This window comes from Nocardia goodfellowii, from assembly GCF_017875645.1.
Lineage (GTDB): Bacteria > Actinomycetota > Actinomycetes > Mycobacteriales > Mycobacteriaceae > Nocardia > Nocardia goodfellowii.
Genome location: NZ_JAGGMR010000001.1, coordinates 6,400,386 through 6,410,411 on the forward strand (window position 1 = coordinate 6,400,386; position 10,026 = coordinate 6,410,411).

The window sequence follows — 10,026 nt, forward strand, 5'->3', positions numbered from 1 at the left end:
TCGATCACTCCCCCCTGTGTGCCGCTACAGCGGCGTCGAGCCGGGCCGCTATCGTCAGACGTTGAATTCGGTTGGTGCCCTGCAAGGTCTGCAGAAGTTTGGCCTGACGCATCCACATCTCCACCCGCTCGCCGGGCAAGTACGCGCTCGCGCCGAGGATTTCGACCGCCTCGCCGGTGACCCGGGCCGCGGTATCGGTGGCGAACAGCTTGGCCTGCGCGCACACCAGCGTCGCACCCGCCGGGTCCCGATCGAAGGTCGCACAGGCGTGGGACAGGAGTTGCTGGGCCGCGCGCAGACCCGTCGCCATGTCGGCCAGGGTGAAACCCACGCTCTGGTACTCGATGATCGGCTGCCCGAACCTGCGGTGCGACTTCGCGAAACGCAGGGCGCGCTCCAAGGCCGCCGTGCCCACGCCGATCGCGCACGCGGCCAACCCCAGACGCCCCTGCGTCGACAGGATGTCGGTGACCAGCCCGCCACGGTCCCGCCGACCCAGAATTCGATCGGCGGGTACCGCTACATCGCGAAAACCGATGCTGGACACCGGGATCGCGATCCCTTGCAGGTGCGCTGACGGTTCGGAGACTTCAACCCCTGGAGCATTTGCCGGCACCACGAAGGCCGTGATCCCGCCGATGCCCGCGTCTCGTGTCCGCGCATAGACGATCAGCTCACTCGCCGCCACAGCATGGGCGACCCAGTTCTTGTGTCCGTTGAGCCGGTAGGTGTCCCCCTCGCGGACGGCGCTGAGCTCGACTGCGCTCAGGTCGGACCCCGAGTTGCGCTCACTGAGACAGGAGACCGCCAGACTTCGCCCCTCGCGCATACCCGGCCCCAGTTCCGACCACAGCGAAGCGGTCGCATGTCGGCGAATTGTATTGGCGCACAGTGCCTGTACTTGTACGGCCTCGGCCAACTCCACCGAATGGCGAGCGATCGCCGTCAGCGCGTCGCAGAATGTCTCCGATGGATGTGCCAGGTTCGTGGTCGGCGCGAGCACCGGATCCAGCACCCCGGTGGCTAAAATTTCTGTCACTGTCTCGCGCTGCGCGGCGGCGCCGGCCGTCGCGGCGATCGACTCCACCTGTCGAACCAGCTCGTCCGAACCGCGGTCGGTATCCAAAGTGTCTCTCCCCCAATACATGCACACTCCTCAGTGCGTGATCTCGAACCGCGCCAGCATCGGTCGTAGCGCGGAAGGCGCCCACCAGTTCCATTTCCCGGCCATGCGCATGACGGCCGGCACCAGCAACAACCGGATGAGGGTGGCGTCGATCAGGATGGCCAGAGCCAGTCCGACACCCACGGCCCGGATGATCGCGACGTCGCTGGTGATCGTGCCGGCGAAAGCGACCACCATGACCAGCGCCGCCGCGGTGATGACCCGGCCACTGCGTGCGATACCGATCGCCACCGCGGTGTCGTTGTCCGCCCGGGTCATGCCCGATCGGCGCCACTCCTCCTTGAACCGGGCCAGCAGGAACACTTCGTAATCCATCGAGAGTCCGAACGCGCTGCAGAAGAGGATGATCGGCACCGTCGCGATCGTCGTGCCCGTCGCTTCGGTACCCAGGCCACCCAGGTGGCCCTCCTGGAAAATCCATACCAGCGCACCGAAACTCGCCGACAGCGACAGGAAATTGAGCACGACAGCCTTGAAAGGCAGCAGGACACTGCCGGTCAGCAACAGCAACAACAACAGCGTCGAGCCCATGATCCACGCCAAGGCCGGTCCGATCGCGTCCGCGATCCCCTCAGCGGTGTCCCTGCTCTGCTGGCCGAGCCCACCGACCAAGACCTCGGTGGGAGCCGGGACCGCGTGTACCGCGGACAGCAGTTTTTCGCCCTCGTTCGAATGCGGGTCGAATGTGGTGAGGACGGCGAGATACACCGGACCGGCTACGAAGTCGCCGATCGGGCTCTGCCGGGCTCCGCCGGAATACACGCCGAGGGAGCCGGTAACGGCGGCGACGCCGGGCAATCCCGAGACGGTAGCGGCGTAGTCGTGGACTCCGGCTACGGATTCGGGACCGACCTGTGGCAGAGCGAGATGGACGGTCCCCGCCAACTGCAGCGGAAAGTCGTTACGGACGGCGTCGCCGACCATATGCACGCCGGTGTCCGGAGGCAGCACGCGATCGTCGGGTAGCCCGAGCCGGATATCGCGTAGTGGCAGCCCGAGGGCGAGCAGTGTGAGCACGATGGCGACGGTCACCGGTACCGCTCGCCGTTGCGCGAATCGAGCCAGCTTGTAGAACCGGGTCTCCTCCACCGGCGCGCCTCGACGGCGGCGATGTTCGATCCGGCCACCGAACAACGCCAACAGCGCGGGTACACAGGTCAGCGCGAGGACCACCGACAACGCGACTACCGCTATTCCCGCGATCGCCACCGAGCGCAGAAATGTCATCGGGAAGAACATCGCTCCCACCAGCGACAACCCGACCGTGATACCGGAGAAGACAACGGCGCGACCGCTCGTCGCGGCCGCGGCGACTATCGCGGCCGGCCGATCCATGCCCTCGTCGAGGAATTCCCGGAAGCGATTGATGATCAGTAGCGAATAGTCGATGGACAAGGCCAATCCCATGGCCATGGTGACGTTCAGGGCGAAAACCGACACCTCTGATGTCAAGGCCATGAGCGCGAGTATGCCGACGGTCCCGGCGATCGCGATAATGCCCGACACCACCGGGATCGCGGCTCCGATGCCGCTGCGCAACAATAGTGCGAGTAGTAGCAGGCTCAGGGGTACGGTGATCAGCTCCGCGCGCGCCACGTCCTCGGCCGCGATCTTGTTCACGTCGTAGAAGGTCAAGGCCTGACCACCCGCGGAGATCACGGTCCCGGCCCGTTCACCCACATAGCGCTCGGCGAGGCGATGTGCCGATTTCATCGCGGTGTTGTCGTCACCGCGCAGGTTCACGATGATCGCGGCCGTCCGACTGTCCTTGCCGACCAGTTCGGCCGGTCCGCCGTCCCAAGGACCCTGTGCGCCGGCTACGTCGGGATCGGCGCGCAATTCCGCCACGATCCCGCGCCCGACCCCGGACAGGTCTGCCTCCGACGTCCCGTCGGACGCCGCGACCAGCAGAACCATCTGCATGCCGGTGAGTCCGAAGTTGTCGGTCAGCACGCGCGCGGCCCGCGAAGATTCCGAGTCCGGATCGAGAAAGCCTCCGGCGGAGAGCTTCTCGGTGAGTGAGCCGCCCAGCGCGCCACACATTGCCACCAGGACCGCGGCCACCACGAGAGTCAACCGCGGGGCGCGCATCGCGGCCCCCGCCAGCCTCGCGGCGATGCCGCGCGGAAGCCGCGGGTGGTTCGACGCCGGTCCGGTCTGCGAACCCGGCTCGTCGACGGTGATTTCAGATGCCATCGGTAATCCCCCTGGTGTCAAATCCGCCGATGGTCACGAAACCCGCTGCGCTGCACAGGCTGCGAGCTTCGTGAGGGTCTTGTCCAGCTGGGCGCGCCCCTGTTTCTCGAGCGCCGCACCGAGCAGGCCGGTAACGAGCGGTCCGCTGAAGTCGCCACCGGCGGTTACCTCGGCGCCGGTGGCAGTCGGCCGGAACTGGTACTCGAATTCACAAGTGACACCGGCTTTTCCGCGTCCGTGCAAGACCAACCGGTTGGGCAGCTCCGCCTCTTGGACAGCCCACTCGACGGTGTTCGTCATCCCCAGCAGCACCACCTTCGAGGCCAGCGTCGCACCCGCGGCCAACCGTTCCGGCGGGTCGCCGACGAAATGACGATGGATGGTGAACCAGTGCTCCCAGGTCACCGGGCGGGTGATCGTGTCGAACAAGGCTGCGGGGGTGGCGGGCAATTGCCTGGTGATGACGATCGTGCCCATAATCGAATCCTCTCCGGAAACGCGTAGAGTGGGGAAAATGCGGTTCAGGCCCGCGTGGGTTCCAATGCGGCGCAGTAGGTTTCGGCGACCGCATCCGCCACGTACTCGAGGTCGGCGGCGGTATGCTGCGCTTGCACGCACAGCCGCAGCATCGGACTGCCCATGCGGACCCCGGGAAAGACGCTGATCCCACAGAAGATCCCCCGGTGGTAGAGCTGATTCCACTGTTCGATCAGGGCGGGCTCGTCGGAAACCGGAACCGGCACGATGGGGCCGACAAGCTCGCTACCCCATGGTGTGCGGGTCATACCGCCAGCGGGAATTCCCCTGTGCAGCAAGAGATCTCGTAGCAATCGGGAATTGACCAGCAGGCGCTGAGCAAGCTCGGCGCCCTCCGCCGAGCGGATTACGCGCGTCGCGGCGAGCGCGGCGGCGATGGCCGAGGGCGAACCCGAGGTGGTGAACTGGTACCCGCGGGCGTGCGTGCGCAGGTAGTCGATGAGGTCACGTGATCCGGCGATATACGCGCCGATCGATCCGATCCCCTTCGACAAGGTGCCCATCCGGATGTCCACCTGATCGGTGACCCCGTACAACTCCACCGCGCCGGTGCGCCGCTCACCCAGCACTCCTACGCCGTGTGCCTCGTCGACCATCAGCGCGGCACCGAATTCCGTACAGAGAGCGGCGATTTCGTCCAATGGCGCGATGTCGCCCGCCATCGAGTACACGCTGTCCACGACCACCAGCGTCGGCGACTCCCCGGTCTGCGACAGCATCGCCCGCAGATCCTCCGGATCATTGTGGGCGAAGCGCCGCACGGTGGCCGCCGACATTTTGGCCCCGTCATGGATCGATGCGTGCGCGGACCAGTCCAGCAGCACACTGTCTCCAGCCTCGGCCATCGCACTGACTACACCGACATTCGCCTGGTATCCCGTCGTCACCACCATCGCGGCCTCGGCGCCATGCCACTCGGCCAGCTCGGCTTCCAATTCGGCGTGCACCTCGTAGCTTCCGTTGGCCACCCGGCTGCCCGTGCTCGCCGCGCCGAACCGGTCGATGGCGGCATGGGCGGCTTCGAGAACCTTGGGATGGTTGGCTAGTCCCAGGTAATTGTTGGAGCTCATCATGAGCCGGCTCCGGCCGTCCATCCGAACGTGAGTTGTGCTGGCAGACTGGACGATTCGGAAGATCGGCGACCTGCCGAGCTCCTCCAGGTCACGCACCAGCAGTGTCATACCGGCAAAATCGATCCGGTCGCGAAACTTGTCCAACGCCATCGATTTCCCCCTTCGAAAATAGTTGGCTAGCAGTGCATTCATCGATTCCGGTAGGCGGAATCAGACCACGGGGCGGTAGGCGACCTTGCCTGCTGACGGACGTCTGCGTCATCGCGGCCGAGATGATCCTCGCCGCCAACCCCCAAGCAGCACGCGACCTATGTTAGTCACAATTCTGGAATTTATCTCGCCGTGAGCTCGAGATTTGGCCGACTAAGTTGCTGAAGATGCTATAACAGCTGGACAAGTGGGTGCGGTGCCGGATCACCGGCTCGGTGCACAGAACATCACTATCGAACTCGCGTCTGGAGCAGGTAGCGCTGTCGCGGCGATGAGATCGCGGCCTTCGCTCGCACCGTGGCCGCATAGGCCGCGAAGGCGCGGCGATCCATTGCGCTACAACTGATCTCGAACAGTTCCGCGGCACGACCGTGCAGCAGGGCGCGCACCGCGTACGACGGCAACCGCCGCGGTAGCCACGAGTCCGGCCGCAGCACCTGAGCCGCGAGCGCGTCCGCGTGCGGACCGCGCACGAGGGTCGTCGCACACGTCTCCTCGAAGTAGGCGACGAATGCCGCCCAGGTTTCCGGCATGTGGCGGTCGGAGATCCCGTAGCCGCGAAACCACGAACAACACTCCGCGTACAGCTGTTCGCGCGCCGACGCCGACAGCCCACCCCCGAACGCTTCGACCGAATGCATCAGTGCCTCAACGTAAGTCGCGTGCTGGAAGAAGAAGATCTCCGGATGTAGCGCGTGATAGCGCCTCCCGAATCCATCGAGGCCTTTGACATGCTCGTGCCCGAAACGGATGACCGGGCGGGCGTCGCGATCGCTGTAAACCAGATAAATCATCTGCAGGACAGTGCGCTTCTTGTGTTCCCACAGCCGGTTCGGCGCATGCTCGGTCAGCGCGGCTCCGATAGCGGGATGCAGGACCTGGAGGGCGATCGCTCGCGGCAGGGTCAGCACGAAGCGACGATCCCCCAGGTGCCGGCGCAGCAACGAACTTCCCGATGGTCCCCCGTTCGCTGTCACATCGTCGATGTGCCTGGGCTGCACCCGGATCGGGTATCTCATCGTTCATCTCCCCCGGGAAAGTTCGCGGTCAGACCAGCGCATGGTTCTTCCGGATCCGCCAACGCACGTACCCCATCTGCGGGCGGCCGACGTCCCGGATGAATTTGGGGAGGAACCGGTTGACGAACCGCACGAACAGGAACAGGTGCTCGAAACGGCGCTGGTCCGCGGCGCTCCAGGCGATACCCATCTGCGCGCGCATATAGGGCGGCAGGTAACCAGCGGTCAGGAAGCGCAGCAGCCCCCCGAGCAGAAAGCGCAGGTACCAATGGATCATCCGCAGGTGCAGCAGGTCGTCGACGTAGGCGCGAACTTCCTCGTCTATGCTCACGCGCCGGCACGCTTCGGCCCAATATGTATCGAAGTCCGCGCGCGTTTCCGGCCACATCTCCGGGCGCACCTGCAGGGTGGTGCCGAGCGGTGCGCCCGACTGATAAAAGGCCTCAGCCTGCTCGGGGCTCATCTTTCCGTTCAGCAACTGATACGCGTCCTCGAAGCCGACGTACAGACATGCGGCCACCCACAGTTGCGCATCACGGTCGAAGGCGTTGTATTTCACCTTCGCACCCGGTCCGGACCGCACCTGCCGATGCGCGACGTTCACCGCCGCACGCATCGCTGCTTTCTCGTCATCGGAGCCCAGGATCGCTACGGCCAGATAGGAAGCGGTGGTGCGCAGGCGTTTCCACGGATGCACCATGAGTGCGCCCGACTCGACCGGGCTCTCCAGGACCCCGCGCCCCACCTCGGGCCGAGCCATCTGCATTGCCACGTTCGCCGGCGCGGTGGACAGCCCCCAGATGTCGAGGGCATCCGACAAGCGCGGCGGCCGCTTGGTAGGTAGGTGCCTCCCCGGGATGGGGATCCGTACCTGCGCGAGCGGCAACGGCGGCGCGCCTGGTCCTGCTGACCGCACGGCCGCCATCGGCCGCCGCGATAGCGGTGCGGCGGACGATCCGTATGAATCACCTTGTGGCTCAATGTGATCCGATTTCCCAGGTTGAGCATTCATGCTCATGATCGTCCTTTCTCGAAAACTGCTCGCTCCACATGGCGATGCTGAACGTGGGCCGGATCGACCACGGCGACGCAACAACGATGACGGTCCGGGCCGGGAGCCTCGAGTGATCCCGCCCACGTGCGCTATGTTACTGTCAGTTCTGTCTTATTTGGCAAGGCGTTAGGGATGTGACCAGCAGAGTGGCTGTCAATTTCCGCAGAAGTGTCCAGCAATTCTGCATCTTGTGGACCGAGCTCAGCGTTGGTCGCCGGAGTAGGACCGCGGCCGCACCGAGCGTCGCCTGCCGGGCAGTTCCCATCCACCGCTCGCAGTCCCCCGCACAGGCAACCAGGCCCCAGTGACCGCGCCGCGTTGGTCGGAGATCCGGAACACCTAGCGAACAGTTACTTACTTACTTAGCGGCATACATGGACAGCTGCGGCTTATATACCACCCTTGCAGGGACTTTGGATCAAGATCGGCAGCGGGTAGATCTTCCATTCTAGAGAATTACGAGTAACATACGCGAAGGCCATCCTCCTCCAGGAGCGAGGAATCGGCGTCAAACCGGGGGACACGACGCGACCAACCATGGGGCACGTGCCGGTTATCGGGCATAGCGAAAGGACTGACCAGAGATGCTCAAACGGTTGGATCGGATACTCAGCTACGAGATGAGGGTGTCCGAATTTCTCGGCACCCTGATCATCATCGCCGTCCCCTACGGCCTGATCGGGGTGATCTGGACGCTCACGCACACCTCCCATCTGAAGCAGATGCATGGAGTCGACATCGTCATGTCGTTCCTGGGATCCGTTGTGTGCTGGCCGGTCCTCACCTTCTCGAATGTGTACATGACCTGATGATGTTCCTGGTCTGGCTCATCGACATCTTGGTAATCGGCGTCAAGATCCTCGGTGGGCGAACAGAAGTCAATCCGGTACTCCGTTACGGGCTGTGGCTGACGGTGCTGTGCACGTTCGCCGCCGGCCTCGCCGTGCTCGGTTTTCTGGTGGTCCTGCTGCAGGGCTATCTGGAAGACCTGGACTGAAAGACACTTCACATGACTGCCACTCTAGAAAAGCCGCCAACCACCGGACCGGCTCCGGAGCCGAGCGAGCTGGCGAAAATTACGGCGAGTATCGGCGGGCTGTGGCGACGGCATCCGCAGCGATCGCTGGAGACGCTCGGCCGCCAGGTGGATCTGGGCCGGGAAGCCCTGCGCCAACTGATCGTGTCGATGGTGCGCAGGCGGTTTCCATATCAGGAGTTCATCAAGCAGTGCGCCTTCATGGCGAGTGTTTCGGCGGTGCCGACCGTACTGGTGGCGATCCCTATCGCGGTCGTGGTGTCCATCCAGATCGGCGCGCTGGTAAACCAGGTCGGCGCAACGACATTCATCGGCGCGGTGGCCGGACTCGGGATCATTCGACAAGGTGCGCCGCTGGTCACCTCACTCATGATCGCGGGAGCTGTCGGTTCGGCGATCTGCGCCGACCTGGGATCACGCACGATCCGCGAGGAAATCGACGCCATGATGGTGATGGGCGTAGATCCCGTGCGACGACTGGTCGCGCCACGCCTGGCAGCGGCCGTACTGGTCAGCATGCTGCTGTGCGGCTTCATCGTGTTCGTCGGCTTCGCGACGGCCTACATGTTCAACGTGTACGCGCAGTCGGGTACCCCAGGCTCGTTCATGTCCTCCTTCGCCTCCTTCGCAGTAGCCAATGACTTGGCGGTAGCCCTGCTGAAAGCCGCGATCTTCGGTGCTCTGACCGCGATCATCGCGTGTGATATCGGCCTGCATGCCCACGGCGGGCCCGGAGGGGTCGCGAACGCGGTGAACTCGGCGGTGGTGAGTTCGGCGCTCATGCTCTTCGCCACCAACATCATTCTCACGCAGCTGTACAACACGCTGTTTCCAACGAAGGTGATATGACGTGGGTAGTTCTTACACTCCCCCATCGCTCAAACCCGTGCGCATGGTGAGTAACGCGGTCGCAGTGCCGGTAAAAGCCAATCAGCAGCTCGGGCACATGGCAATCACGTTCTTCAAAGCGGTGGGTGCGATGCCGTACGCACTCCAGCACTACCGCAAGGAATTCCTGCGTCTGACCGCCGATGTCGGCTGGGGCAACGGCTCATTGGTGGTGGGCGGCGGCACGGTCGGCATCGTGATAGCCCTGTGCGGCTTCGCGGGCATCACGGTGGGCATGGAGTCCTACTCCGCGCTGAACCTGCTCACGATGAGTCCGCTTACCGGCGCGATCTCCGGCTTCGCCATCACCCGGGAACTGGCGCCGATCATCGCCACCCTGGCATTCGCCATTCAGGCTGGATGCCGGTTCACCGCGCAGCTGGGCGCCATGCGGATCTCCGAGGAGGTCGACGCACTGGAATCACTTGCCATCAGGCCACTTCCGTATCTGATCAGCACCCGCATGATCGCCTCCACGCTGACTCTCATCCCGCTCTACAGCGTCGGGCTGGCCGTCGCCTACCTCGCCACCAAACTGTCGGTCCTGTTCCTCGGCGGCACCACTTCCGGTACCTACGACCATTACTTCTTCCAGTTCCTCGTCGGGCCGGACGTGTTCTGGTCGCTACTCAAAGTCGTTGTCTTCGTGATGCTTTCGACTTTCATCCAGTGCTACTACGGCTTCACCGCCACCGGCGGCCCCGAGGGCGTCGGAGTCGCGGCCGGGCGGGCCCTCAAGTCGGTCATCGTCGTCGTGGTCTTCGCCGATTTGTTCATGACTCTTGCGATCTGGGGCATCGATCCCGGATTCCGGATCTCTGGTTAGG

The 10,026-nt window shown here is 64.2% G+C and carries 10 protein-coding genes; 4 read left to right on the top strand and 6 right to left on the bottom strand.

The annotated features are described in order from the left end of the window. Positions 1–4: 4 nt before the first annotated feature. The 6 genes from BJ987_RS29605 to BJ987_RS29630 form a co-directional block, all read right to left on the bottom strand. Positions 5–1,147 (bottom strand): acyl-CoA dehydrogenase family protein, encoded by a 1,143-nt coding sequence (locus BJ987_RS29605; protein WP_209896334.1) that lies wholly within the window; start codon positions 1,145–1,147, stop codon positions 5–7. Between the two features lie 9 nt (positions 1,148–1,156). Beyond that, a complete protein-coding gene (locus BJ987_RS29610) occupies positions 1,157–3,382 on the bottom strand; it encodes an MMPL family transporter (protein WP_209896336.1) in 2,226 nt (741 codons plus the stop codon). Positions 3,383–3,415: 33 nt separating this feature from the next. After that, a complete protein-coding gene (locus BJ987_RS29615) occupies positions 3,416–3,859 on the bottom strand; it encodes a type II toxin-antitoxin system Rv0910 family toxin (RefSeq protein WP_209896338.1) in 444 nt (147 codons plus the stop codon). 44 nt (positions 3,860–3,903) lie between these two features. After that, positions 3,904–5,142 carry an aminotransferase class I/II-fold pyridoxal phosphate-dependent enzyme gene (locus BJ987_RS29620; RefSeq protein WP_209896340.1) on the bottom strand — a complete coding sequence of 413 codons (1,239 nt, stop codon included), beginning with the start codon at positions 5,140–5,142 and terminating at the stop codon, positions 3,904–3,906. A gap of 290 nt (positions 5,143–5,432) precedes the next feature. Beyond that, positions 5,433–6,221, bottom strand: coding sequence for an oxygenase MpaB family protein (locus BJ987_RS29625; protein ID WP_209896342.1), 789 nt, complete (start codon positions 6,219–6,221; stop codon positions 5,433–5,435). Between the two features lie 28 nt (positions 6,222–6,249). After that, positions 6,250–7,146, bottom strand: coding sequence for an oxygenase MpaB family protein (locus BJ987_RS29630; protein WP_209896344.1), 897 nt, complete (start codon positions 7,144–7,146; stop codon positions 6,250–6,252). A gap of 713 nt (positions 7,147–7,859) precedes the next feature. On the opposite strand from BJ987_RS29630, the gene BJ987_RS29635 reads away from it, so the two are divergent. Genes BJ987_RS29635 through BJ987_RS29650 form a run of 4 tightly spaced genes read left to right on the top strand, consistent with a single transcriptional unit; the run spans position 7,860 to position 10,025 of the window. After that, complete coding sequence (locus BJ987_RS29635) at positions 7,860–8,084, top strand: hypothetical protein (RefSeq protein WP_209896346.1); 225 nt, start codon at positions 7,860–7,862, stop codon at positions 8,082–8,084. Next, a complete protein-coding gene (locus BJ987_RS29640) occupies positions 8,084–8,272 on the top strand; it encodes a hypothetical protein (RefSeq protein ID WP_209896348.1) in 189 nt (62 codons plus the stop codon). The genes BJ987_RS29635 and BJ987_RS29640 overlap by 1 nt, the downstream gene beginning before the upstream one ends. A 12-nt stretch (positions 8,273–8,284) precedes the next feature. Beyond that, a complete protein-coding gene (locus tag BJ987_RS29645) occupies positions 8,285–9,160 on the top strand; it encodes an MlaE family ABC transporter permease (RefSeq protein WP_209896350.1) in 876 nt (291 codons plus the stop codon). A 1-nt stretch (position 9,161) separates the two neighbouring features. Further along, a complete protein-coding gene (locus tag BJ987_RS29650; RefSeq protein WP_209896352.1) occupies positions 9,162–10,025 on the top strand; it encodes an ABC transporter permease in 864 nt (287 codons plus the stop codon). Position 10,026: the final 1 nt, after the last annotated feature.

Bases quoted from the DNA above. Each gene is read 5' to 3' on its own strand.
- BJ987_RS29605 (WP_209896334.1), bottom strand. From the start codon at position 1,147: ATGTATTGGGGGAGAGACACTTTGGATACCGACCGCGGTTCGGACGAG.
- BJ987_RS29610 (WP_209896336.1), bottom strand. From the start codon at position 3,382: ATGGCATCTGAAATCACCGTCGACGAGCCGGGTTCGCAGACCGGACCG.
- BJ987_RS29615 (WP_209896338.1), bottom strand. From the start codon at position 3,859: ATGGGCACGATCGTCATCACCAGGCAATTGCCCGCCACCCCCGCAGCC.
- BJ987_RS29620 (WP_209896340.1), bottom strand. From the start codon at position 5,142: ATGGCGTTGGACAAGTTTCGCGACCGGATCGATTTTGCCGGTATGACA.
- BJ987_RS29625 (WP_209896342.1), bottom strand. From the start codon at position 6,221: ATGAGATACCCGATCCGGGTGCAGCCCAGGCACATCGACGATGTGACA.
- BJ987_RS29630 (WP_209896344.1), bottom strand. From the start codon at position 7,146: ATGGCGGCCGTGCGGTCAGCAGGACCAGGCGCGCCGCCGTTGCCGCTC.
- BJ987_RS29635 (WP_209896346.1), top strand. From the start codon at position 7,860: ATGCTCAAACGGTTGGATCGGATACTCAGCTACGAGATGAGGGTGTCC.
- BJ987_RS29640 (WP_209896348.1), top strand. From the start codon at position 8,084: ATGATGTTCCTGGTCTGGCTCATCGACATCTTGGTAATCGGCGTCAAG.
- BJ987_RS29645 (WP_209896350.1), top strand. From the start codon at position 8,285: ATGACTGCCACTCTAGAAAAGCCGCCAACCACCGGACCGGCTCCGGAG.